At 58.7% G+C, this 23,445-nt stretch carries 20 protein-coding genes and 1 pseudogene; 15 read left to right on the top strand and 6 right to left on the bottom strand.

What is annotated here, in order from left to right; all coding sequences use genetic code 11:
- Nucleotides 1-75: 75 nt before the first annotated feature.
- The 6 genes from cydD (at nt 76) to ACLI4M_RS17185 (ending at nt 8,485) form a co-directional block, all read left to right on the top strand.
- On the top strand, nt 76-1,845 hold the full coding sequence (gene cydD, locus ACLI4M_RS17210) for a heme ABC transporter permease/ATP-binding protein CydD (protein WP_133624072.1): 1,770 nt from the start codon (nt 76-78) through the stop codon (nt 1,843-1,845).
- Nucleotides 1,842-3,572: a heme ABC transporter ATP-binding protein/permease CydC gene (gene cydC, locus ACLI4M_RS17205; RefSeq protein ID WP_133624073.1), complete on the top strand. Its 1,731-nt coding sequence runs from the start codon at nt 1,842-1,844 to the stop codon at nt 3,570-3,572. Before cydD ends, cydC begins: the two co-directional genes overlap by 4 nt.
- A gap of 31 nt (nt 3,573-3,603) precedes the next feature.
- Entirely contained in the window at nt 3,604-4,296 is a 693-nt protein-coding gene (gene aat / locus ACLI4M_RS17200) for a leucyl/phenylalanyl-tRNA--protein transferase (RefSeq protein WP_133624074.1), read from the top strand.
- 361 nt (nt 4,297-4,657) lie between these two features.
- The gene (gene infA / locus ACLI4M_RS17195; protein WP_002211347.1) at nt 4,658-4,876 is read left to right on the top strand and encodes a translation initiation factor IF-1; all 219 of its coding nucleotides are present in this window, start codon (nt 4,658-4,660) and stop codon (nt 4,874-4,876) included.
- A 200-nt stretch (nt 4,877-5,076) separates the two neighbouring features.
- On the top strand, nt 5,077-7,647 hold the full coding sequence (locus tag ACLI4M_RS17190) for an autotransporter domain-containing protein (protein WP_133624075.1): 2,571 nt from the start codon (nt 5,077-5,079) through the stop codon (nt 7,645-7,647).
- A 7-nt stretch (nt 7,648-7,654) separates the two neighbouring features.
- Nucleotides 7,655-8,485 carry an alpha/beta hydrolase gene (locus ACLI4M_RS17185; protein WP_133624076.1) on the top strand — a complete coding sequence of 277 codons (831 nt, stop codon included), beginning with the start codon at nt 7,655-7,657 and terminating at the stop codon, nt 8,483-8,485.
- A gap of 57 nt (nt 8,486-8,542) precedes the next feature.
- On the opposite strand, the gene clpA is transcribed toward ACLI4M_RS17185, so the two are convergent.
- Together clpA and clpS are read right to left on the bottom strand one after the other, a co-directional pair.
- Nucleotides 8,543-10,819: an ATP-dependent Clp protease ATP-binding subunit ClpA gene (gene clpA, locus ACLI4M_RS17180; RefSeq protein ID WP_133624077.1), complete on the bottom strand. Its 2,277-nt coding sequence runs from the start codon at nt 10,817-10,819 to the stop codon at nt 8,543-8,545.
- A 28-nt stretch (nt 10,820-10,847) separates the two neighbouring features.
- On the bottom strand, nt 10,848-11,168 hold the full coding sequence (clpS, locus tag ACLI4M_RS17175) for an ATP-dependent Clp protease adapter ClpS (protein WP_133624078.1): 321 nt from the start codon (nt 11,166-11,168) through the stop codon (nt 10,848-10,850).
- A 322-nt stretch (nt 11,169-11,490) separates the two neighbouring features.
- Here clpS and cspD point away from each other — a divergent pair, with 322 nt between their 5' ends.
- Nucleotides 11,491-11,718, top strand: coding sequence for a cold shock-like protein CspD (gene cspD, locus ACLI4M_RS17170; RefSeq protein ID WP_048916555.1), 228 nt, complete (start codon nt 11,491-11,493; stop codon nt 11,716-11,718).
- A 123-nt stretch (nt 11,719-11,841) separates the two neighbouring features.
- Here the strand turns inward: cspD and ACLI4M_RS17165 are convergent.
- Nucleotides 11,842-13,501: pseudogene (locus tag ACLI4M_RS17165) on the bottom strand (DUF2813 domain-containing protein).
- A gap of 153 nt (nt 13,502-13,654) precedes the next feature.
- Between ACLI4M_RS17165 and poxB the strand changes: the two are divergent.
- Both poxB and ltaE read left to right on the top strand, forming a co-directional pair.
- Complete coding sequence (gene poxB / locus ACLI4M_RS17160; RefSeq protein WP_048916557.1) at nt 13,655-15,376, top strand: ubiquinone-dependent pyruvate dehydrogenase; 1,722 nt, start codon at nt 13,655-13,657, stop codon at nt 15,374-15,376.
- A gap of 59 nt (nt 15,377-15,435) precedes the next feature.
- Nucleotides 15,436-16,440 carry a low-specificity L-threonine aldolase gene (ltaE, locus tag ACLI4M_RS17155; RefSeq protein ID WP_062818332.1) on the top strand — a complete coding sequence of 335 codons (1,005 nt, stop codon included), beginning with the start codon at nt 15,436-15,438 and terminating at the stop codon, nt 16,438-16,440.
- Between the two features lie 6 nt (nt 16,441-16,446).
- Here the strand turns inward: ltaE and ACLI4M_RS17150 are convergent, their stop codons facing one another.
- Both ACLI4M_RS17150 and ACLI4M_RS17145 read right to left on the bottom strand, forming a co-directional pair.
- Entirely contained in the window at nt 16,447-17,289 is an 843-nt protein-coding gene (locus tag ACLI4M_RS17150) for an N-acetylmuramoyl-L-alanine amidase (RefSeq protein WP_133624080.1), read from the bottom strand.
- A complete protein-coding gene (locus tag ACLI4M_RS17145) occupies nt 17,289-17,612 on the bottom strand; it encodes a heavy metal-binding domain-containing protein (protein WP_048916560.1) in 324 nt (107 codons plus the stop codon). The genes ACLI4M_RS17150 and ACLI4M_RS17145 overlap by 1 nt, the downstream gene beginning before the upstream one ends.
- Nucleotides 17,613-17,710: 98 nt before the next feature.
- Between ACLI4M_RS17145 and ACLI4M_RS17140 the strand changes: the two genes are divergently transcribed.
- The 6 genes from ACLI4M_RS17140 to ACLI4M_RS17115 all read left to right on the top strand — a co-directional run bounded on the left by ACLI4M_RS17140 (nt 17,711) and on the right by ACLI4M_RS17115 (nt 22,184).
- Entirely contained in the window at nt 17,711-18,241 is a 531-nt protein-coding gene (locus tag ACLI4M_RS17140) for a lipoprotein (protein WP_133624081.1), read from the top strand.
- A 213-nt stretch (nt 18,242-18,454) separates the two neighbouring features.
- On the top strand, nt 18,455-19,183 hold the full coding sequence (gene artP, locus ACLI4M_RS17135; protein ID WP_099754071.1) for an arginine ABC transporter ATP-binding protein ArtP: 729 nt from the start codon (nt 18,455-18,457) through the stop codon (nt 19,181-19,183).
- Nucleotides 19,184-19,198: 15 nt separating this feature from the next.
- Nucleotides 19,199-19,930, top strand: a complete 732-nt coding sequence (gene artJ, locus ACLI4M_RS17130; RefSeq protein WP_048916563.1) for an arginine ABC transporter substrate-binding protein — start codon at nt 19,199-19,201, stop codon at nt 19,928-19,930.
- Nucleotides 19,931-19,933: 3 nt separating this feature from the next.
- Nucleotides 19,934-20,650 (top strand): arginine ABC transporter permease ArtQ, encoded by a 717-nt coding sequence (artQ, locus tag ACLI4M_RS17125; protein ID WP_133624082.1) that lies wholly within the window; start codon nt 19,934-19,936, stop codon nt 20,648-20,650.
- The gene (gene artM, locus ACLI4M_RS17120) at nt 20,650-21,318 is read left to right on the top strand and encodes an arginine ABC transporter permease ArtM (protein WP_133624083.1); all 669 of its coding nucleotides are present in this window, start codon (nt 20,650-20,652) and stop codon (nt 21,316-21,318) included. Before artQ ends, artM begins: the two co-directional genes overlap by 1 nt.
- Before the next feature lie 134 nt (nt 21,319-21,452).
- A complete protein-coding gene (locus ACLI4M_RS17115; RefSeq protein WP_133624084.1) occupies nt 21,453-22,184 on the top strand; it encodes an arginine ABC transporter substrate-binding protein in 732 nt (243 codons plus the stop codon).
- 110 nt (nt 22,185-22,294) lie between these two features.
- Here ACLI4M_RS17115 and rlmC read toward each other — a convergent pair whose 3' ends face one another.
- Entirely contained in the window at nt 22,295-23,422 is a 1,128-nt protein-coding gene (rlmC, locus tag ACLI4M_RS17110) for a 23S rRNA (uracil(747)-C(5))-methyltransferase RlmC (protein ID WP_133624085.1), read from the bottom strand.
- Nucleotides 23,423-23,445 lie beyond the last annotated feature (23 nt).

Here is a 23,445-nt window from a genome sequence, read left to right as displayed (position 1 = left end):
ACATTGCCGCGCTTGACACCGATCTTCCTGGGGCTTTGCCTCACTACTGTTTACGTCAGGGCAACACGGCAACAGATGAATAAAACACGGCAACAACAACTCACCCGCTGGTTGAAAAGTCAGAGTGTCCACGGCCATCGCTGGCTGCGTCTCTCCTACATGCTGGGCACGTTAAGTGCGCTCCTGATCCTCGCGCAGGCCTGGTTCCTCGCCTCGCTGCTGCAGGCGCTGCTGGTTGATCATCAACCGCGCGATACGCAACTGCTGCATTTTATTCTGCTGCTGGCCTGCTTTGTGGCGCGCGCCTGGCTGGCGTGGCTGCGGGAAAAGGTCGGCTTCAAAACGGGTCAGGCGATCCGCCAGGTGCTGCGCCAGCAGGTGCTTAACCGCCTCTCCGATCTCGGCCCCGCCTGGGTTCAGGGCAAACCTGCCGGCAGCTGGGCGACCCTGCTGCTGGAGCAGATCGAAGAGATGCAGGATTACTACGCGCGCTATCTGCCGCAGATGATGCTGGCGGGGATTATCCCGCTGCTGGTGCTTATCCTACTATTCCCGGTTAACTGGGCGGCTTCGCTGATCCTGCTCGCCACCGCGCCGCTGATCCCGCTGTTTATGGCGATGGTCGGTATGGGCGCCGCAGATGCCAACCGCCGCAACTTCCAGGCACTGGCGCGCCTGAGCGGGCAGTTTCTTGACCGCCTGCGCGGGCTGGAAACGCTGCGCCTGTTTCACCGTGCCGAGGCTGAAACGGCAAATATTGCCGAGGCTTCCGAGCAATTCCGCCAGCGCACCATGGAAGTGCTGCGCATGGCCTTCCTCTCCTCGGCGGTGCTGGAGTTCTTTGCCTCTATCTCAATTGCTCTGATCGCTGTCTATTTCGGTTTCTCCTATCTTGGCGTGTTCGACTTCGGCCACTACAGCGGTGCGGTGACGATGTTTGCCGGATTCCTGGTGCTGATCCTGGCGCCTGAGTTTTACCAGCCGCTGCGCGATCTGGGGGCGTTCTATCATGCCAAGGCGCAGGCTGTGGGTGCCGCCGATGCACTACAAACCTTTATTGAAGAGAGTGAAGGCGCGGCGCTCCAGCGTGGTGAACTCACGCCTGAATTACACCATGGCTTAAGCCTGGTCGCGACCGATCTGACGATCGTCACCGCTGACGGCAGTCAGCTCGCCGGCCCACTTAGCTTCACCCTGCAGCCAGGGCAGCGCGTGGCGCTGGTCGGGCAAAGCGGCGCCGGGAAAACCTCGCTGATGAACGTGCTGCTCGGCTATCTGCCCTATCAGGGATCGTTACAGGTTAACGGCGTCGAATTACGCGATATTGCCCTGCCCCACTGGCAGCAGCAGCTGGCGTGGGTGGGGCAAAACCCGCACCTTCCCGCCAGCACGCTGCGGCAGAATATTCTGCTAAGCGGCAACCACGATGAAGCCCGTTTACAGCAGGTGCTGGAACTTGCCGGGATCAATGAGTTTCTGCCGCGCCTGCCTGCCGGGCTGGACAGTGAAACCGGCGATCAGGCTGCCAGCCTGTCGGTTGGCCAGGCGCAGCGCGTTGCCGTTGCCCGCGCGTTGATGAAGCCCTGCCAGCTGCTGCTGCTGGATGAACCTGATGCCAGCCTTGATGCACACAGCGAGCAGCACGTCAATCACGCGCTGCTGGCGGCTTCGCATGCGCAAAGCACGCTGTTAATCACCCATCAGCTCGACCGCCTGTCACAGTGGGATGAAATCTGGCTGATGCGCGACGGTAAAATTGTCCAACAGGGCCGTTGGCAGACGCTGGCGAATCAGCCCGGCGCATTTGCTGACCTGCTGGCTCAGCGCGGAGGATCGCTTGAATGAAAACCCTGCTGCCGTTTTTAAAACTGTATCGTCGCCACATTCTGCGCCTGCTGTTCGGCATGCTGCTGGCGGTGGTGACGCTGCTGGCCAGCATCGGCCTGATTACGCTGTCCGGCTGGTTCCTCGCCGCTACCTCACTGGCCGGTGTCGCAGGGATTTACAGCTTTAACTATATGCTGCCCGCCGCCGGAGTACGCGGTGCCGCCATCAGCCGCACCGTCGCGCGTTATCTTGAGCGCCTGGTGAGCCATGACGGCACCTTCCGCGTGCTGCAGCATCTGCGGGTGTTTACCTTCAGTAAGCTGTTGCCGCTCTCCCCTGCCGGCATTGCCCGCTTCCGCCAGGGAGAGCTGCTTAACCGACTGGTGGCGGATGTCGACACGCTCGATCACCTCTACCTGCGGGTGATTTCACCGCTGGTCGGGGCGCTGGTGGTGATTGTCGTGGTCACTTTTGGCCTGAGCTTCCTTGATACTTATCTGGCCCTGACGCTCGGCGGCCTGATGCTGCTGACGCTGGTCGCACTGCCACCGCTGTTTTACCGTGCCGGGCTGCCCGTCGGCGCCGATCTTACCCGCCTGCGCGGCGAGTATCGTAGCGGCCTGATGCGCTGGCTCCAGGGCCAGGCAGAGCTGAGCCTGTATGGTGCGGCACAGCGCTTTCGTGACGCGATGGATGCCACGGAACAGGCCTGGCTGAGCGCACAGCATCGCCAGGCCAGCCTGACAGGGCTGTCACAGGGGCTGGTGATGCTGATGGGCGGAATTGCCGTCACGCTGATGCTGTGGCTGAGTGCCGCAGGCATTGGTGGCGACCCGTATCCGGGTGCGTATATTGCGCTGTTTGTCTTCTGTGCACTCTCCGCGTTCGAAGCACTCGGTCCGGTGGGCACCGCTTTTCAGCATCTTGGCCATGTGATTGCCTCCGCGCAGCGCGTAACGCAGATAATCGAACAGCGCCCGGCGGTCACCTTCCGCCAGGCTACGACGCAGGCCTCGGGACAGGCTGCGCTCACGCTGAGCAACATCAGCTTCGGCTACGCAGACAACGCCCCGCTGGCGATCAGGGATCTCTCTCTGGACATCGCAGCAGGCGAACACATTGCGCTGCTGGGGCGCACCGGATGCGGCAAGTCGACGCTGCTTCAGCTGCTGACGCGCGCCTGGGATCCTCAACGCGGGACGATTCAGCTCAGCGGCCAGCCGCTTGACCAGTACAGCGAAGCCGACCTGCGTGCGCGCACCAGCGTCGTCACCCAGCGCGTGCATCTGTTCAGCAGCACGCTGCGCGATAACCTGCTGCTGGCCGCGCCCGACGCAAGCGATGAACAGCTGAGCGCCGCGCTGCAGCAGGTCGGGCTGGAGAAACTGCTGGAAAACAGCCAGGGTCTGAACGCCTGGCTCGGTGAAGGCGGCCGCCAGCTGTCCGGTGGTGAACTGCGCCGCCTGGGGCTGGCGCGTGCGCTGCTGCACGGCGGCGATCTGATGCTGCTGGATGAGCCGACCGAAGGGCTGGATGCGGAAACCGAACGGCAGATCCTCGCGCTGCTGCGCCAGGTGGCGCAAAACAAAACGCTTATTATGGTCACCCACCGCCTGCGCGGCCTGGCACATTTTGACCGGATTTGCGTTATGGACAGCGGCGAAATCATCGAACAGGGTAATCATGCCGAATTAGTCGCAAAACAGGGTCGCTACTGGACTTTTCTGCAGCGCTTTGCGCTATAGTCATTAGCTCTGCCCTGTTGAGAATCTGCGGATGCGCCTGATACAGCTTTCACGCGAATCGTTAAACTTCCCGCCGCCAGAAATGGCGCTGCGGGAACCTAATGGCCTGCTGGCAATGGGCGGCGACCTGAGCCCGGCTCGTCTGCTCAATGCCTACCACAAGGGGATTTTCCCGTGGTTTTCACCCGGCGATCCGATCCTGTGGTGGTCACCCGATCCGCGCGCCGTGCTGTTACCCGAAGCCTTTCACCTCAGCCGCAGTATGAAGCGCTTTCACAGCAGGTCGCCCTACCGGGTAACGATCAATCAGGACTTTCAGCAGGTGATCGAAGGCTGCGCCAGCGATCGTGAGGAAGGTACCTGGATCACCTTTGAAGTGAAGCGCGCCTGGCTCAAGCTGTTCGAACTCGGGCATGCGCAGTCGATTGAAGTGTGGCTCGGCGACGAACTGGTGGGCGGCATGTACGGCCTGGCGCTCGGGCAAATTTTTTGCGGCGAGTCGATGTTCAGCCGGCGGGAGAATGCCTCCAAAACGGCGCTGCTGGTGTTTAGCGAGTGGTTCCATCGCCAGGGCGGTAAGCTGATAGACTGTCAGGTGCTTAACCCTCATACCGCCTCACTCGGCGCGGAGGAGATCGCGCGCGCCAGCTATCTGCAGTACGTCTATTCCTTGGCACATCAGCCACTTATCACCGACTGCTGGCAACCGCAGCGGCTTTTTTAATGCAATCTCCCGATGTTTTCCAGGCATGGCGATGAGAACAGTGATATAATATGCGCGTTTGGTATGTCGTCCGCCTTTCACCGGTACAAGATGGTGATGCGGAATACCAGGCTGGGAATCTCAACGCACCTTGTCAGAACTGTTTTAATCGTGCGACAAAAGCATATTTAAACAGATTCTTAGCCCGCTGTTCCCCCACGCTGACGCCATTTACTCCAGATTTAAACGTAACCCGTCTGCGCCAGGTGTGCGCTTTAGAGGGGTTGATGTGGGTGAATTCATCCACAATTCTTTACTTAATACGTGAAATTCGGCATTATCTTGCCGGTTCAAAACTAAGGTAGTCCACCTAGAGGATTCGATGGCCAAAGAAGACAATATTGAAATGCAGGGTACCGTACTCGATACGTTACCTAACACCATGTTCCGCGTTGAATTGGAAAACGGTCACGTGGTTACCGCTCATATCTCCGGTAAAATGCGCAAAAACTATATCCGCATCCTGACGGGCGACAAAGTCACTGTAGAGCTGACCCCGTACGACCTGAGCAAAGGCCGCATTGTCTTCCGTAGTCGCTAATTTGCCCCATTCTGCCGTGCTGCCGCGTTAACGCTTGCCGCACTGATAATCCAAACCGGACTGCTCTCAGTCCGGTTTTTTTATGCGCCAGATATATTTTCCAGCCCCGCTAAAGTGCCTTCATGCCGTGCCGATAAATCAGAATATTCTTAAAAATAGCTGAATGAATCAGCCCTGATAACTCTGATGGTGGCAAAATAATGAAAACAACGCTTCACGCTTTCCCGCTCAAACCGCTGGTGATTGCCCTGGCGGCGGCGCAGTGCGTCACCCTGGCTCATGCAACGCCTGTACCCACCGATGTGATTAACGATTCCTCTTTCGCGGCCCCTTATCTGGTATCGACCGATACGTTAACCATCACGCCCGATGGCGTGGTGAGTACCGGCAGTGAGCAGTTCGCTGTGCAAAACGCTCAGATAACCACTCTGATCGAGAATCAGGGGACTATTTATAATCAGAATCAGATCGCCCTGTACAACAGCGGCTCTCTCGCTTCATTGAAGAACTCCGGCTCTATCACTTCCACTACGGGCATTGCGATTGAAAACGATAGCAGCATCGGCACCCTGATAAACAACGGTGTTATCAACAGTGACAACTTTACAGGCTCACAATTTAGCGGCATCGGCATCGCCAATTTCGGCACTATCAGTTCGCTGAACATCACTGAAAACGGAATAATTTCCGGCGGCCAAACGGCGATTTTCAACCGGGGTCAGATAACCACGCTGAACAACGACGGTTATATCGGCTCCTTCAATCCCGGTTTGAATGCATTCACTAACAACGCAATCACTAACAGTCTTAATGGTGCCATCGGCACTATCAATAACAGCGGCACCATTGCCGGCAATATTGTCCACACCTCCAGCAATGAACTGGTGATTAACGGCGGCAGTGACCGCCGGGGGCAGCTGACCGGCGCAAACCATTTCTTTATCGGTCCGATGATGGGTAACCCGACTGGCCAGATTGTCGCCACCGGCGCCGATGTCAGCTTTGGCGGGGGAATGCTGCTGCTGAATGATAATGTAGACCTGGGGGGCAGCCACACCCTTACCAACAGTGCTGATGTGCTGGTCACCCAGCCACTCACCATTAGCGGCAACTACCATCAGACCCAAGATGCCATCCTTAATCTCGGGGTTTCTGACGCCACGTTTGCCCAGGGCAGCGCGCTGGATATCGGCTATGGCCGCCTGACCGTCAGCGGCAACGCGCTGATTGATTCCGGCTCGACCATCCGTTTAAGCAGCACCGGCAGCAGCTATGGCTTTGCCAGCGGCCAGCGCTATCTGGCAATCAGCGCAGGCAGCGCGACCTACAATGCCAGCGCCCTGCACTACGTGGTGGATAACTATAACGGCGTGGTCACGGCGAAAGTGGTCGATAACGGTAGCAGCAGCGATCTGGCGCTCTATCTCGATGACCCCGCCCCCACACCACCAGTGACGCCACCAACACCACCAACGCCAGTGACGCCAGCACCGCCAGTCACCCCGACCACGCCAACGGTGCCGGTTTCACCTCCGACCACGCCGACAGAGCCTGTCACCCCGGTCACTCCGGTAACGCCAGTCATTCCGGTAATCCCGGTGACGCCGACCACGCCAACCGCTCCGGTAGCGGCCAAACCGCTGCCCACCACCGGTAATGCGATTGCCTCGATCAACGGGCTCTCCAGCTACAGCGGCTTTTCTGCTGGCCTGCTCGACCTGTTTAACGCCTCCAAAACCATTACCACGCAGGCTGAGGCTAACCGTATTGGCGAACAGCTGGCTCCGGCACAGAACAGCATGGCTTCCGCCGCAACCGCCTCCGCATCCATGGATGCGCTGGGCGTGGTCGGCAGCCATCTGGACGGTCTGCGCACCGCGCAAAGCGGCAGCGCTCGCGGTATCGCCACCGGTGATGACAGCCTCGACTGGGCGGCCTGGGGCAAACCGTTCTACGGCAGTGCTCGCCAGGGCATGACGGATAACGTCAGCGGCTATCGCGCCCACTACGGCGGCCTGGTGCTGGGTCTTGACCGCCAGCTGCCCGGCAACTGGCGCGCGGGCGTGGCGCTGAGCTACAGCCGTACCTCGGTTAAAGGCGCTGATAACCTGAAGGGCAACAGCAGCGATGTCGACGCCTGGGGCGGTATCGCTTACGCCAGCTATACCGGCGAACCGTGGTTTGTCAACCTCAGCACCAGCCTGACCCGCCAGTCCTACGAAAGCCAGCGCGCCGTTGACTTTAGCGGCTTTAACGACAGCGCCAGTAGCCATTTTCACGGTCAGCAGGCCGCAGTGAAAGGTGAGTTTGGCTATCCGCTGGCGCTGGGCGATGCCACCGTGCTCACCCCGCTGGCCAGCATGAGCTACAGCTATCTGCATCAGGGCAGCTACCAGGAGAGCAGCGATGGCGGTAGTGCACTATCCGTCGACAGCGCGCACAGCCAGTCGATCGAGAGCAGCCTCGGCAGCAAGCTGGCGCACAGCTGGTCAACCGGTGCCGGAGCGCTGTCGCCGTTTGTACAGCTGATGTGGACGCATCAGTATGACCGCAGCCCGATGAAAACCTCCTCCGGCTTCAGTGCAGACAGCATTGGCGAAACGCGCTTCACCACTGCGGGCGCCAGCCCTGCTAAAGACAGTGCCGAAGCCAGTATTGGTGCCACGCTGGCCCATGCTGATGACTTGAGCCTGGAAGCGCGCTATGACCTGCAGGCCGCTCCGCACTTTGAGGGGCAAACCATCAGCCTGCAAGTGCGTAAGCTGTTCTGATCTGCCGATGAGACTGACGTTTTTAAGCGCAGGATTACTGGGGTGCAGCCTGCTTTGCGGCGGCTGTGCCCCAGCCAATCGTACTGAAACCGCCGATGCCATTGCGCAGTCGGCGGGATTCCAGCGCGGCGAAATTCACGCCGCGCCCTTTATTCTCCGCTGGTGGGGGCGAATAAGCGATCCGCGCCAGCCGCTGCATCTCTACGTTGAGGGCGATGGCTTTGCCTGGGTCACGCCCAGCCAGCCTTCCCATGACCCGACCCCTTTTAACCCTGTCGCGCTGCGGCTTGCTGCCGCAGATCGCGCTGCCAATGTGATCTACCTCGCCCGCCCCTGCCAGTTCATTGCCATGACGCGCAGCCCAGGCTGTGACACCCGCTGGTGGACCGATCTGCGCTTTGCGCCCGCCGTAATTGACGCAATGAACGATGCCGTCAGCCAGCTGGTACGCCAGACGCCCGGTCAGCCGGTGGTGCTGACCGGGTATTCCGGCGGCGGTGCGGTGGCCGCGCTGGTGGCGGCAAAACGCCAGGATATCCAGTCACTGCGCACCGTGGCGGGCAATCTGGACAGTGAGGAAGTGAACCGGCTGCATCAGGCCAGCGCAATGCCGGGCTCGCTGAATGCCAAAGAGGTGGCGCCTGCCCTGGCGCGGCTGCCGCAGATCCACTTCTCCGGCAGCGACGATCGGGTAGTCCCTGCAAGCGTGACGCAGGGTTACGCGCAGGCCAGCCACAGCCCCTGCGTACGTATTGTCAGCGTGGCGGGAATGACGCACGGCGGCGACTGGGCCGCACTCTGGCCGTCGTTACTGCGGCTGCAACCCAGCTGTCGATAGATAAAAAAAAGCCTGATGATATTCATCAGGCTTTTTTATTCACATCGCGGTTAGCGGTTAGTGAACGGTGCCTTCCGCTTTACGCTTCTCGGCGCTGAGGAAGTGGTAGGTCAGCTGGTTTTTGTCTTTATCCAGCGCCACTGATACCGAGCCGCCGTCAACCAGCGAACCAAACAGCAGTTCATTAGCCAGCGGTTTCTTCAGGCTCTCCTGCACGGTACGCGCCATCGGGCGCGCACCCATCGCTTTGTCGTAACCTTTCTCTGCCAGCCAGTCACGCGCATCATCACTGACTTCCAGCGAGACGCCTTTGGCATCCAGCTGAGCCTGCAGTTCGACAATAAACTTGTCGACCACCTGATGAATAACGGCCTGGTCGAGATGCTTAAACCAGATAATATTATCCAGACGGTTACGGAACTCTGGGGTAAAGATCTTTTTGATCTCTTCCATCGCATCGGTGCTGTTGTCCTGCTGGATCAGGCCGATAGATTTACGTTCCGTTTCCCTTACCCCGGCGTTGGTGGTCATCACCACCACCACATTGCGGAAGTCCGCTTTGCGGCCGTTGTTATCGGTCAGCATCCCGTTATCCATCACCTGCAGCAGCAGGTTGAACACGTCCGGGTGAGCCTTCTCGATTTCGTCCAACAGCACCACCGCGTGCGGATGTTTAATTACCGCATCGGTTAACAGGCCGCCCTGGTCAAAACCAACATAGCCCGGAGGCGCACCAATCAGGCGACTGACGGTGTGGCGCTCCATATACTCGGACATATCAAAACGCAGCAGCTCAATGCCCAGCGCTTTCGCCAGCTGTACGGTCACCTCGGTTTTACCGACGCCGGTAGGGCCAGCAAACAGGAAGGAACCGACCGGTTTACGATCCTGGCCCAGCCCCGCACGGCTCATCTTAATGGCTTCGGTCAGCACCTCAATGGCGTTGTCCTGGCCGAACACCAGCATTTTCAGGCGATCGCCCAGCGTTTTCAGGGAGTCGCGATCGGAAGCCGATACGCTCTTCTCCGGAATACGCGCAATACGCGCCACCACCGTTTCGATGTCCGACACGTTCACCGTTTTCTTGCGCTTGCTGACTGGCATCAGGCGCGCACGCGCCCCCGCTTCATCAATGACGTCGATCGCCTTGTCCGGCAGATGACGATCGTTGATGTATTTCACCGCCAGCTCCACCGCTGCACGCACCGCTTTCGCGGTATAACGCACGTCGTGGTGCGCTTCGTACTTCGGCTTCAATCCGGTGAGGATCTGCACCGTTTCATCAATCGAAGGTTCAGTAATATCGATCTTCTGGAAGCGGCGTGCCAGCGCACGATCTTTTTCGAAGATATTGCTGAATTCCTGATAGGTGGTTGAGCCCATCACGCGGATCTTGCCGCTCGACAGCAGCGGTTTGATCAGGTTAGCCGCATCGACCTGGCCGCCGGAGGCCGCACCCGCACCGATGATGGTATGGATCTCATCGATAAACAGAATGCTGTTGTTATCCTGCTCCAGCTGTTTCAGCAGCGCTTTAAAACGCTTCTCGAAGTCACCGCGATATTTAGTCCCGGCCAGCAGTGAGCCAATATCCAGCGAGTAGATGGTGCACTCTTTCATCACTTCCGGCACGTCGCCCTGCACAATACGCCAGGCGAGACCCTCAGCAATCGCGGTTTTACCGACGCCCGACTCCCCCACCAGCAGCGGGTTATTCTTGCGGCGACGGCACAGCACCTGGACAGCACGCTCCAGCTCTTTATCGCGGCCGATCAGCGGATCGATACCGCCAACACGGGCAAGCTGGTTAAGGTTGGTGGTGAAGTTTTCCATACGATCCTCCCCGCCTGCTTGCTCTTCGTTAACCGGATTTTCCGCGCCAGATGCCGGGCCTGGCTCATCTTTGCGCGTGCCGTGAGAGATAAAGTTCACCACATCAAGGCGGCTGACTTCATGCTTGCGCAGCAGATAGGCTGCCTGTGATTCCTGCTCGCTAAATATAGCCACGAGGACGTTTGCCCCAGCCACTTCACTACGGCCGGAAGACTGGACATGGAATACTGCACGCTGCAGTACGCGCTGGAAACTGAGCGTCGGCTGTGTGTCGCGCTCTTCTTCACTAACCGGCAGGACCGGGGTGGTTTGTTCAATGAAGGCTTCAAGCTCCTGGCGTAATGCCACGATATCCACCGTACAGGCTTCCAGTGCCTCTCTGGCCGACGGGTTACTGAGCAGAGCCAGTAACAAATGCTCGACGGTCATAAACTCATGTCGGTGCTCACGCGCTCTGGCGAAAGCCATATTTAAACTGAGTTCCAGTTCTTGATTGAGCATAGGCACCTCCCCCAATAGATCGCCTTATTCAGGCTTTTTCCAGCGTACAAAGCAACGGATGCTCATTTTCCCTGGCATATTTGTTCACGTGAGCGACTTTGGTCTCTGCCACTTCGGCAGTGAAAACACCACAAATCGCCTTTCCCTGGTAGTGAACCGTAAGCATCAGTTGCGTTGCACGTTCAACATCATAAGAAAAGAACTTTTGCAGCACGTCAATAACAAATTCCATAGGCGTATAATCGTCATTGTTCAGAATAACTTTATACATCGATGGTGGCTTGAGCTCTTCACGCACTTTGTCATCAGCAAGCTGTTCAAAGTTAAGCCAGTCGTTAGTCTTTCCCATACATACCCAGTGTGATCAACGTTACCTGATTACGCCAGACTAACATCATTCAGGTTAGGAATAACATGAAGAAAATGTTGAGCGGCGCGGTGGAAATTGTCTACAGAACTGGTCTTTCGCGACCTTCATCACAAAATTTGCAATAGCGTTAACTGCTTCAAATTTTGATGATTTTGTCCCTGCGATAACCGTCCGTTTGCTTGACCCTTGATACCATTTCTCTACAGTACAGCAACAGGCTGAATATCTTTTAATCAGCCGTCAGGTCAATAAGCCTGAACACCTCCACTCAATTAGAATGTCTTGCGAGGGATGTAGAAGCATGGAGACGGGTACTGTTAAATGGTTCAATAACGCCAAAGGCTTCGGTTTCATCTGTCCGGTGGGCGGTGGCGAAGATATCTTCGCCCACTACTCGACCATTAAGATGGACGGATACAGAACGCTAAAAGCCGGGCAACAAGTCCAGTTCGATGTGCATGAGGGGCCAAAAGGCAATCATGCGAGCCTCATCGTCCCTGTGGAAGAGGCCATGGCAATTAGCGCCTGACCCTTCACAATCATTCTGTACAACCCTACGATAAAATGCCAGCCACTGATGCTGGCATTTTTCTGTTTCTCGCTGACCTTCAACAGATATGGGTTGCGTTAACCCGTTTTCAAGCCCACCGGGTTAATCCGCTTTGCCGCGTGCCAGCCACTGTACCTGGGCGAACATGTTGCGTAACAGCAGCGGAACGGATTGCGTGCCACGCTGTGCGGCATCCATCGCCACCGCGATGGCTAAATCCGGTTTGGAAGAGTGCTGAATCGCTTTGGCGATGACGCGCCGCAGGTTCATCGGCGCATTGGGCGGCAGCCGTGCCGTACGATGATATACCTCTGCGAATCCCTGCCTGTACAGGAAATGCTCCATATCCAGTGCGGGTAACTGCGTCAGGTGCTGCTGTTCTGCCTGGCTGTCCCCTTCCAGCTGGCTGCGGGCGGTAGCAGAATATTTCTTGCCCGCTTCGTCGCCGTCGGTCAGTACATGCCACTCAATGCCCATCCGGCGCGCAAACTTCAGCAGCGGGCGCAGCCCGGATTGCGCGAACTCAATCACTTTCACCCCTTCCGCGGCAAAGTGATAGCCGCACTGGCGCGCCAGCTCGTTCATCACCCACACCTCCGTCTCCCCCTCGACCAACAGCCAGCAGCGGGCAAACAGCGCCGAGGGGCGGTTAAAGCGGATGTGGAACGCAATGCGGCGGCTCTCTTCGGCGCTCATGCCCTGCGGCCCCACGCGCCAGGCTTTGACCCGCTGCGGCTCGCGCACCAGGCGGCAGACCTGCTCGACCGGTACCATTGAGAGCAGTTCGCCAGAGTTGGTGGTGGCCATTTTTTGCAGCGGCAGCAGCGATAACAGTCCCCAGGCCACCGCCAGCATAATCGGGTGCAGGCGCGTTTCAGGATCCTCAATCAGCAGCAGCGGCCTGGCCTGCGGGTCAAGATGATGCGCGCCGCGCGCCTGTACCAGCAGGGCAAACATCCGCAGCAGGATCAGGCGACGGCTGCGGCTGTCGGCATCCGCAATCAGCTGATTAATGTTGTCGAGATAGCGCCAGCCCCGCCGCGATGCCTGCTGATGAGCAGCACGTCCGCTCTGGGAAGAGGCCGCAGGCAGCTGAACCGAGAAGTAGTGCTCTAACAGCTGCTGCATGGTGCTCAGCCCCTGACGCAGTGCGCCATCGGTGAGATTCTGTGGCCGCGACTGTAAATCCCGCGTCAGCGTCTCAATCTGGCTGGCCAGCTGGTTAAATGACGACGGGTCGCCAGAGGCGTCCACTTCCAGATGTAGCCGCCGGTTAAAGCGCGCATCGCGCAGGCGCAAAACCGGATGGAGCCGCGTCAGCGTCTGCACCCGCGCCGTTCTGATCCCCCGGGATGACCGCGCCGTTCGCATCAACAAATTCATGGCGCGTGACCACCGCCTTCTCTGGCTGCAGCTCGCCGCAAACCCGGTAGCAGAGCCGTTTTAACTCGCCCTGCGCGGGCTGCCACAGCCCGTTAAGCGGCTGATAGCGCGCCGCCTGATGCTGCCCGGCCTCATACTCAGCAAAAGTAAAGCGCACCTCAATCTGCTGCGCGCGCGCTGCTGCGCCATCGGGCGAACAGTGAAAGTCGGCGGGGCTAAACTGGTAGAGTTCCCCGGGTGCCAGCAGCAGGGTCAGCGCATCCAGCAGGCTCGATTTCCCCCAGGCATTCTCCCCGATCAGCACGTTATCCTGCTCCAGCGGTAGTGAGAGCTGGTTCAAACCGCGAAAACCGCTAATCTCAATCAGTTGCAGTATCATAGGGCGCTTTCCTGTTGTTTCTAATCAGGATGGTAGCAGGCTTGCTGGTGGTCAAGTGAGCTAACGCATCACATCATCCTCCCCGTCTGGCAGAGTCGTCTATGCTTTGCACTGTTCGCCAATTCGAATGGATTTCTGACCTGGGAGAATTTAATGAAGCAAACTATTGCCGCACTGCTGGCTAAAACCCTTGAGAGCGCGGGCGTGAAACGTATCTGGGGCGTCACCGGCGACTCGTTAAACGGCCTGAGTGACAGCCTGAATAAAATGGGCACTATCCAGTGGATGCCGACCCGTCATGAGGAGGTGGCCGCCTTCGCCGCGGGTGCAGAGGCGCATCTTAGCGGGGAGCTGGCGGTGTGCGCGGGTTCCTGCGGGCCGGGCAACCTGCATCTGATCAACGGCCTTTACGACTGCCACCGTAACCATGTTCCGGTACTGGCAATTGCCGCCCATATCCCTTCTGCCGAAATTGGCAGCAACTATTTTCAGGAAACGCATCCACAGGAGCTGTTCCGCGAATGCAGCCACTACTGTGAGCTGGTCTCAAACCCGGAGCAGCTGCCGCAGGTGCTGGCGATTGCGATGCGCAAAGCGATTCTCAATCGCGGTGTCTCAGTGGTGGTGCTGCCCGGCGACATCGCCCTGAGTGCCGCCCCGGAAGGCGCATCATCCGAGTGGTATCCGCCGCAGCTGCCGCAGGTGCAACCGGTCCCCGCCGAGCTGGCAAAGCTGGCGGAGGCGCTGAATCAGGCGGGTGATATCACACTGCTGTGCGGCAGCGGCTGCGCCGGCGCACATGCCGAAGTGGTGAAGCTGGCGGAGACGCTGAAAGCGCCGGTGGTTCACGCCCTGCGCGGTAAAGAGCACATTGAGTACGACAATCCCTACGATGTCGGCATGACGGGACTGATCGGCTTCTCCTCCGGCTATCATGCCATGATGAATGCCGACACGCTGCTGGTGCTGGGCAGCCAGTTCCCGTATCGCGCCTTCTATCCGCCGAAAGCCAGGATTATTCAGATCGATATCAATCCGGGCAGTATCGGCAGCCACTGCCACGTGGAGATGGCGCTGGTCGGCGACATCAAAGCGACCCTCAGCGCGCTGCTGCCGCAGCTGAGCGTGAAGTCAGAGCGCAGATTCCTGGACAAGGCGCTGGAGCACTATGCCAAAGCGCGTAAAGAGCTGGACGACCTCGCGACCGCCAATGACAAGCAGCCGATCCATCCGCAGTATCTGGCGCAGCAGCTCAGCCTGCACGCCAGCGAAGATGCCATTTTCACCTGCGATGTCGGCACGCCAACCGTTTGGGCGGCGCGCTATCTGAAAATGAACGGTAAGCGTCGCCTGCTCGGCTCCTTCAGCCACGGTTCAATGGCCAATGCGATGCCGCAGGCGATTGGCGCACAGGCCATTGATAAGCAGCGCCAGGTGATTGCCATGTGCGGCGATGGCGGCTTCAGCATGCTGATGGGCGACTTCCTCTCGTTAGCGCAGCTCAAACTGCCGGTCAAAATCGTGGTGTTTAACAACAGCGTGCTTGGCTTCGTGGCGATGGAGATGAAAACCGGCGGCTATCTCACCGACGGTACCGAACTGGAGAATCCTAACTTTGCCGCTATCGCCAATGCCTGCGGGGTAAAAGGCATCCGCGTTGAGCAGGCCTCGCAGCTGGATGAGGCGATCCAGCAGGCGCTGGCGCACGATGGCCCGGCGCTGATTGATGTGGTGACCGCCAAAGAGGAGCTGGCGATGCCGCCGCAGATTGAGTTTGAGCAGGCTAAAGGCTTCAGCCTGTATATGCTGCGCGCCATCATTAACGGTCGCGGCGACGAGGTGGTTGATCTGGCAAAAACCAACTGGCTGCGGTAAAAGAGTTAAAGCCTTTTCACGGACGCTGCGGCGTCCGTTTTTACTTCAGGAGAGCAAGCGTGATCGACTTACGTAGTGATACCGTAACCCGCCCCACTCAGGCGATGCTGGCCGCCATGATGGCAGCTGAAACCGGGGATGATGTGTACGGCGATGATCCCACCGTCAATAAGCTGGAAGCTGAAGTGGCACGCCTGAGCGGTAAGCCTGCCGCCCTGCTTCTCCCCAGCGCAACACAGGCCAATCTCGTGGCGCTGCTGTGCCACTGCCAGCGTGGCGAAGAGTATATTGTCGGCCAGCTGGCTCACAACTATAAATACGAAGCGGGCGGTGCAGCGGTTTTGGGTAGCATCCAGCCACAGCCGATTCTGGCGGCGGCTGACGGTACGCTGCCGCTGGATGTCGTGGCGCAGTTTATCAAACCTGATGATGTGCACTTCGCCATCACCCGCCTGCTCAGTCTGGAAAACACTCACAACGGTAAAGTGCTGCCGCTCGCCTATCTGCAGCAGGCATGGGATTTTACCCGCGAACATAAACTGGCGCTGCATGTTGACGGCGCACGTATTTTTAACGCCGCCGTGGCGCTGGATGTCCCGCTGGAGGCCCTCGCCCGCTACTGCGACACGCTGACCCTCTGCCTGTCAAAAGGGCTGGGCTGCCCCGTGGGTGCAATGCTGTGCGGGAGTCATGAGTTTATCGCGCGCGCGCGCCGCTGGCGTAAAATGACCGGCGGCGGCATGCGCCAGGCGGGAATTCTGGCAGCGGCCGGACTGTACGCGCTGGAGCATCATGTTGAGCGCTTAAAAGAGGATCACGACAACGCCGCCTGGCTTGCCGGGGCGCTGCGTGAAATTGGCGTCGACGTCACGCGTCAGGATACCAACATGGTGTTCCTGCGCCTGCCGCAGGCGCAGGTCGCGCAGCTGGGACCGTGGATGAAAGCACGCGGTATCCTGGTGAGCGCCGGCGCGGTCACGCGCCTCGTGACGCACCTCGACGTTGATCGCGCCGCCCTGCAGACGCTGGTCAGCGAGTGGCAGGCATTCCTCGCCGCACACTAACCGCGCTTACTCTGTCCCATATTTTTCCACCAGCGCAGCGGCGATGGCCTCGGTTTCCGCATCGGCCACGCCGCGATAATCCGCCGGACGGAAGTGCATCTGAAACGCCGCAATCAGCGCCTGCTGCTGGTACGGCGCCATCTCTTTAGTCACCTCGTAGCCATAGCTGGCCAGCAGACCCAACAGCTTCGCTTTATCTACCCGCTGCCCCGGCGCCCTTCCGGCAAGGAAATAGGTCACGCGCGCGGCATCTGGCCAGGCCCCCACGCCCTGCTGAGCAAACCACTGCCAGGGAAACAGCGGGCCGGGATCCTGCTTGCGCAGCGGCGCAATATCACTGTGCGCCACCACGTCCTGCGCACAAATACCGTAGCGTTTGATGATGTCACGCGCCAGCGGCAGCAGCGCCGCCATCTGCCCGGCGGGGAACGGCGTCCAGCTGATGCCGTTGGCGGTGCGCTGCCAGCCGGGGTTCTCCAGCTCAATGCCTATCGAGGTATCATTCAGCCGCGTGGCGCCGCGCCAGTAGCTGATCCCGGCATGCCATGCGAGCATCGACTCCGGCACTAAACGCCACACCAGCGGCTGACCGTCATATTTTGGCGGCGTGGCGGGCAGCAGATAGTGAGCGCTGACGGCTCGCTCGGTCAGCGTAGTGAGGGAGTTAGAGAAATCCCCGGCGGTATAGTGGATCACCAGCACTTTAATGCGCGGGCGGGCGCCGTAAGCCTCCTGGCGGGTATCAACTGTGTAACCCTGCTGCGGATGCAGTCCCTGCGGGGTAATCGAGGTGTAGAGCCACACTGCCAGCAGCACCAGCAGCGGGCGTATAATCGACATCGGGCTCATCAACGGCTCAGTTTGACCGCGGTACCCGTTACGCTGACCATCAGCATGCTGCTGTCTTTGCCCACGGTTTCATAATCAATATCAATGCCGACCACGGCATCAGCGCCCAGCGCTTTCGCCTGTTCTTCCAGCTCCTTAAACGCTATCTGTCGCGCTTTTCGCAGCTCTTTCTCATAGGCGCCGGAGCGGCCGCCGACGATATCGCGAATGCCGGCGAAGAAATCGCGGAAGATATTCGCCCCGAGGATCGCCTCGCCCGTCACAACACCGCAGTAACCCGTAATCGGCTGGCCTTCCAGCGTTGGGGTCGTTGAAAATTGCATAACTCTCTCCTTGATAGATCTCAGCGCCCGTACAGTTAAGCAGAGCGGCTATACTCAGTGGTAAAAACCCTTTCTTGCAGAACAATAAGGAAATCAGGATGAAATACCAAGCACTTGCTGCAATTGCTCCACTGGCCCTGTTACTCAGCGCCTGTACCAGCGTGGAGCCCGCCTACAAGGATATCGGCACCCGCATCGGGCCGTGCGTCGACGGCGGCCCCGATAGCGTGGCGCAGCAATTCTACGACATGCGCCTGCAACAGCCCACCCAGGGCGTGCCCGATGCGCAACAGCTGGCGAAATATCGGCCGTATCTCAGCGATAAGCTCTACCAGACTTTGCTGAAAGAGCGCAGCGAACCGCAGAAGGCGCGCCTGCTGAGCGGCGATCTGTTCTCCAGCCAGCGTGACGGCGCAACTGCGGCCAGCGTGGCGGATGCCTCGACCATCCCCAACACCGATGCGCGCAATATTCCGCTGCGCGTCAACTTATCGCGTGGCAGCAGCGAATGGCAGGATGAGGTGCTAATGGTCCGTGAAGGCACCTGCTGGACGGTCGATGATGTGCGCTACCTTGGGGCAGCCCCGCATCTGGCTGGCGGTTCGCTCAGCCAGCTGCTGCTAAAATAGGCAAATTATGCGTGCCGCCAACCGGCGGCACGATCCCGCGCACACATTTGCATAACCGCAGTGGCGCATTGCGGCGAAAGCCGTAACATCACGCGATGTTGTGCTACTCTTTAATCACCCTGCCCGCAAAAATAAATTTTAACGCACGATGATTGCATAACTATGCTGTCAACGTTAAGATTCGCGGCACTAATTACTATTCAGTTTTTGCGCATGAGTATTCAACTAAACGGTATCAACTGCTACTACGGTGCCTACCAGGCGCTATTTGACATTCAGCTGACGTGCCCACAGGGCGAGACGTTGGTTCTGCTGGGGCCTAGCGGTGCCGGGAAAAGCTCACTCCTGCGTGTCTTAAACCTGCTGGAGATGCCGCGTTCCGGTACGCTCGACATCGCCGGTAGCCGCTTTGATTTCAGCAAGCCCCCGTCCGACAGCGCCATCCGCGAACTGCGTCAGAACGTTGGCATGGTGTTCCAGCAGTATAATCTCTGGCCGCATCTGACCGTCACCCAGAACCTGATCGAAGCGCCGTGCCGCGTGCTCGGTTTAAGCAAAGAGCTGGCCCATCAGCGGGCGGCGAAATTGCTCGATCGCCTGCGTCTGAAAGACTTTGCCGACCGTTTCCCGCTGCACCTTTCCGGTGGACAGCAGCAGCGCGTGGCGATCGCCCGTGCGCTGATGATGGAGCCAGCCGTGCTGCTGTTTGACGAACCCACCGCCGCACTGGATCCGGAGATCACCGCTCAGGTCGTCAGCATTATTCGCGAGCTGGCGCAGACCAACATCACTCAGGTGATCGTGACCCACGAAGTGGAAGTGGCGCGTAAAACGGCCAGCCGCGTGGTGTATATGGAAAACGGTTATATCGTCGAACAGGGTGATGCCAGCCGCTTTACACAGCCGCAAACCGACGCGTTTGCCAATTATCTTTCGCACTAACTGCAGGAAATAATGATGAAAAAAGTTGTAATTGCCGCACTGTTAGCCGGTTTCAGCCTGAGCGCCAGCGCTGCTCAGACCATTCGTTTTGCCACTGAAGCGTCTTACCCTCCGTTTGAGTTTGTTGACTCCGATAACAAAATTCAGGGCTTCGACGTCGATCTGGCGAACGCGCTGTGCCGCGAAATGGGCGCGACTTGCACCTTTACTAACCAGGCCTTCGACAGCCTGATCCCCAGCCTGAAGTTCCGCCGCTTCGACGCGGTGATGGCCGGTATGGATATTACTCCTGAGCGTGAAAAGCAGGTGCTGTTCACTAAAGCTTATTACGACAACTCTGCCCTGTTTATCACCCAGAAAGGCAAAGTGGCTGACGTGGCGGCGCTGAAAGGCAAACGCGTTGGCGTACAGAACGGCACCACGCACCAAAAATATCTCGGTGAGAAGCTGCCAGGTGTCAACGTTGTCCCTTACGACAGCTACCAGAACGCTATTCTTGACCTGAAAAATGGCCGTATTGATGCTGTCTTCGGTGACACCGCGGTGGTGAACGAATGGCTGAAGCAGAACACCACGCTGGCCCCAATCGGCGAGAAAGTGACGGATAAAGCCTACTTTGGCACCGGCCTCGGCATTGCCGTTCGCCAGGGTAACAGCGAACTGCAGGGCAAGTTCAACGCCGCGCTGGACAAGGTGAAAGCCGACGGCACCTACAAAACTATCTACAGCAAGTGGTTTCAGCAGTAATTAATGAACGAACTTTATCCTCTTGTCAGCGCCGCCGGGATGACCGTCGGCCTGGCCCTCTGTTCCCTGTTAGCCGGCCTGGTGCTGGCGATGGTGTTTGCCGTCTGGGAATCGGCACGCTGGCGCCCGCTGGCGTGGCTCGGCACCGGGCTGGTGACGCTGTTTCGCGGCCTGCCGGAAATCCTCGTGGTGCTGTTTGTCTACTTCGGCGCGTCGCAGCTGCTGCTGACGCTGTCTGACGGATTCAACATTAACCTCGGATTTACCCAGATCCCGGTGCAGGTCAACATTGAAAACTTCGACGTCAGCCCGTTCCTCTGCGGGGTGATTGCCCTGGCCGTGCTCTACTCCTCCTACGCATCACAAACCCTGCGCGGCGCGCTGCAAGCGGTGCCGGTTGGTCAGTGGGAGTCCGGTCAGGCGCTGGGGATGAAAACCTCAGCGATCTTCTTCCGTCTGGTGATGCCGCAGATGTGGCGTCATGCGCTGCCGGGGCTGGGCAATCAGTGGCTGGTGCTGCTAAAAGATACCGCGCTGGTCTCGCTGATCAGCGTCAACGACATCATGCTGCAGACCAAAAGTATTGCCACCCGCACCCAGGAGCCATTCACCTGGTATCTGATTGCCGCGGCGATCTATCTGCTGATCACCCTGTTCAGCCAGCAGGTGCTCAAACGCATTGAACTGCGCACCACCCGTTTTGAGCGCGGAGACTCCTGATGCTGAGCTATTTTCCCGAACTGTTAAAGGGGCTGCACACCAGCCTGACGCTGACTGTGGCTTCACTGCTCCTCGCGCTGGTTCTGGCGCTGGCGTTTACCGTGATCCTCGCGCTGAAGGTGCCGGTGCTCAGCCTGATTACCCGCGGCTATATCACGCTGTTTACCGGCACCCCGCTGCTGGTGCAGATCTTCCTGATTTACTACGGGCCGGGCCAGTTCCCCGCCATCCAGAATATTGGCTGGCTATGGAACCTGCTTTCCCAGCCGTGGCTGTGCGCGCTGCTGGCGCTGTCGCTCAACAGTGCTGCCTATACCACCTTGCTGTTTCACGGCGCGGTGAAGGCTATCCCTGCCGGACAGTGGCACTCCTGCGCGGCGCTGGGGATGAACCGCAAGGATACGCTGCGCATTCTGCTGCCCTATGCCTTTAAACGCGCCCTCTCCTCCTATTCCAATGAGGTGGTGCTGGTATTTAAAAGCACGTCACTGGCCTACACCATCACGCTGATGGAAGTGATGGGGCACGGCCAGCTGCTGTATGGGCGCACCTATGATGTCACGGTGTTTGCCGCTGCCGGCGTGGTTTACCTGTGTGTTAACGGCCTGCTGACGCTGCTGATGCGGCTGATTGAGCGCCGGGCATTGCGTTTTGAGCACCGAAACTAATGCCGACGGCCAGCACGGTGTTTTCCGGCTGGCATCGGCGAATAAAACGCCTTCACCGCAGCTTAATCACTCAATGACTCGCCTGCTGGTGGGCTGATACTGAGTTGGACTTTGAGATCGCAAGGAATTTACAGATGAAAAAACTCGTTCTGGCAGCCCTGCTTGCCGGCGTAGCCTTTGGAACCCAGGCTGCAGAAAAGATCCGCTTGGCCTCTTCGGCAACCTACCCGCCATTTGAATCTCTCAATAGCGACAACCAGATCGTGGGATTTGATATCGACCTGGCAAAAGCGCTGTGTGCCGAGATGAAAGCCGAGTGCAGCTTCACCAACAACCCGTTTGACAGCCTGGTGCCCGCACTGAAGTTCCGCCGCTATGATGCGGTGATTTCCGGTATGGATATTACCGAGGAGCGCAGCAAGCAGGTGAGCTTTACCCAACCGTACTATGCCAACTCCGCCATTGTGATCGCCCCTAAAGGCAAGTTCACCAGCCTGGCGCAGTTTAACGGTAAGCGCATTGGTATTGAGAATGGCACTACGCATCAGAAATATTTGCAGGACAAATACCCGGATGTCACCTCTGTCTCCTACGACAGCTACCAGAATGCGATTCTCGACCTGAAAAATAACCGTCTCGATGGGATTTTAGGCGACAGCGCAGTGGTGGGTGCCTGGCTGAAAACCAACCCGAATCTGGCCCCGGTCGGCGAGCATATTACCGACAGCAGCTATTTCGGCACCGGTCTTGGTATCGCCGTGCGGAAAGACAACGATGCGCTGCTGGCAAAGCTCAATGCGGCGATCGAGGTGCTGAAAGCGAATGGCACGATCGCGAAACTTAATAAGCAGTGGTTCCCGGAATAATTCATCCGGGTGAATGACCGGCGGGCGAAGCATGCCTCGCCCCTACGTTTAGACGCCATCCTGTCACGTGTAGGGGTCGACCTTTTTTTCGGTCGACCCTTTTTACAGCATCAAACCCGCTGCAACAGCGTTAGCACTTCGTAATGTGCGGTGTGCGGGAACATATCAAACAGCTGCACCCTGACCACACGATAAGCGGGCAGACGCGCGATATCGGCCGCCATCGTCACGGCATTACAGCTTGAATAGAGCACCCACGGCGGCGCCATCTGCTCCAGATAGTCACACAGTTCGGCGCCGATACCCCGACGCGGCGGATTAACCAGCACCAGCTCCGGCACGCTGCCCTCACTGGTAGCAAAGGCGGTGGAGTCCAGCGCGGCAAAGCTCACCTGAGTTAACCCCATCTGCCGGGCGGACTGCTGGGCGCAGGCTATCGCTTCTTTGCTAATCTCAATACCCGTCAGCGCCATCTGCGGCGTGGCGCAGTGCAGGCCAAAGCCGCCGACGCCGCAGAACAGATCCCACATCGCGTTGACCTTTAGATCGCGCACCCATTCGCGCGCCGTCGCATACAGCTCAGCGGCCACGCGCGGGTTGGTCTGGAAGAAACTTTTCGGCAGCATGGAGAGCGGCACATCGTTGAAGCGTTCGGCCAGCTGCTGATTGTCCGTCAGCGGGATCTCCTGCTCCCCTTCCATAATCGCCATCGGCACCGGCTGGATATTGGCTGAGATCGCCACCAGCTGCGGTAGCGCCTGCTGCAGCTGCGGCAGCGCGGCGCGCAGCTGTGCCAGCTTGGTGGTCGAGCGCAGCACAAAGCGCAGCATCATCTCGCCGCTGTGCTGACTTTCGGTCAGCAGGAGATATTTCAGCTCACCGCGGCGGCGCGCCACGTTATACGGCGTCAGCCCGGCGCGGGCAATAAACGGGCGCAGCTCGGCAAAGACGGCAGCGAAGCTGTCGGGATAGAGCGGGCAGTCGCACAGATCCACCGGCGTACCGTCACGATGCAGCATCCCCAGCAGAGGGCGCTCGACGCTGCCGCTGACCACCATCTTGGCTTTATTACGGAATTTCTGCTGGGCAGAGACCACCGGCGGCAGCCATTGGCCGACCGGAAACGCGTCCAGCAGCTGCTGCAGGTGTGACTGTTTTTGCGAGAGTTGCTGGGGGTACGGGGTCTCAAGCCACTGGCAGGAGCGGCAGCGGCCCGCATCATAAAGCGCGCAATGCATGATAAAGCCTAATCAGGGAAGCG

This window comes from Erwinia sp. LJJL01, from assembly GCF_047300805.2.
Lineage (GTDB): Bacteria > Pseudomonadota > Gammaproteobacteria > Enterobacterales > Enterobacteriaceae > Erwinia > Erwinia aphidicola.
Note: the sequence above shows the minus strand (reverse complement) of the source record. Positions and strands in the feature narration are given on the sequence as shown.

What these genes read in the sequence shown, in the direction of transcription:
- cydD (WP_133624072.1), top strand. Translation starts at nt 76, where the DNA reads ATGAATAAAACACGGCAACAACAACTCACCCGCTGGTTGAAAAGTCAG.
- cydC (WP_133624073.1), top strand. Translation starts at nt 1,842, where the DNA reads ATGAAAACCCTGCTGCCGTTTTTAAAACTGTATCGTCGCCACATTCTG.
- aat (WP_133624074.1), top strand. Translation starts at nt 3,604, where the DNA reads ATGCGCCTGATACAGCTTTCACGCGAATCGTTAAACTTCCCGCCGCCA.
- infA (WP_002211347.1), top strand. Translation starts at nt 4,658, where the DNA reads ATGGCCAAAGAAGACAATATTGAAATGCAGGGTACCGTACTCGATACG.
- ACLI4M_RS17190 (WP_133624075.1), top strand. Translation starts at nt 5,077, where the DNA reads ATGAAAACAACGCTTCACGCTTTCCCGCTCAAACCGCTGGTGATTGCC.
- ACLI4M_RS17185 (WP_133624076.1), top strand. Translation starts at nt 7,655, where the DNA reads ATGAGACTGACGTTTTTAAGCGCAGGATTACTGGGGTGCAGCCTGCTT.
- clpA (WP_133624077.1), bottom strand. Translation starts at nt 10,819, where the DNA reads ATGCTCAATCAAGAACTGGAACTCAGTTTAAATATGGCTTTCGCCAGA.
- clpS (WP_133624078.1), bottom strand. Translation starts at nt 11,168, where the DNA reads ATGGGAAAGACTAACGACTGGCTTAACTTTGAACAGCTTGCTGATGAC.
- cspD (WP_048916555.1), top strand. Translation starts at nt 11,491, where the DNA reads ATGGAGACGGGTACTGTTAAATGGTTCAATAACGCCAAAGGCTTCGGT.
- poxB (WP_048916557.1), top strand. Translation starts at nt 13,655, where the DNA reads ATGAAGCAAACTATTGCCGCACTGCTGGCTAAAACCCTTGAGAGCGCG.
- ACLI4M_RS17150 (WP_133624080.1), bottom strand. Translation starts at nt 17,289, where the DNA reads ATGAGCCCGATGTCGATTATACGCCCGCTGCTGGTGCTGCTGGCAGTG.
- ACLI4M_RS17145 (WP_048916560.1), bottom strand. Translation starts at nt 17,612, where the DNA reads ATGCAATTTTCAACGACCCCAACGCTGGAAGGCCAGCCGATTACGGGT.
- ACLI4M_RS17140 (WP_133624081.1), top strand. Translation starts at nt 17,711, where the DNA reads ATGAAATACCAAGCACTTGCTGCAATTGCTCCACTGGCCCTGTTACTC.
- artP (WP_099754071.1), top strand. Translation starts at nt 18,455, where the DNA reads ATGAGTATTCAACTAAACGGTATCAACTGCTACTACGGTGCCTACCAG.
- artJ (WP_048916563.1), top strand. Translation starts at nt 19,199, where the DNA reads ATGAAAAAAGTTGTAATTGCCGCACTGTTAGCCGGTTTCAGCCTGAGC.
- artQ (WP_133624082.1), top strand. Translation starts at nt 19,934, where the DNA reads ATGAACGAACTTTATCCTCTTGTCAGCGCCGCCGGGATGACCGTCGGC.
- artM (WP_133624083.1), top strand. Translation starts at nt 20,650, where the DNA reads ATGCTGAGCTATTTTCCCGAACTGTTAAAGGGGCTGCACACCAGCCTG.
- ACLI4M_RS17115 (WP_133624084.1), top strand. Translation starts at nt 21,453, where the DNA reads ATGAAAAAACTCGTTCTGGCAGCCCTGCTTGCCGGCGTAGCCTTTGGA.
- rlmC (WP_133624085.1), bottom strand. Translation starts at nt 23,422, where the DNA reads ATGCATTGCGCGCTTTATGATGCGGGCCGCTGCCGCTCCTGCCAGTGG.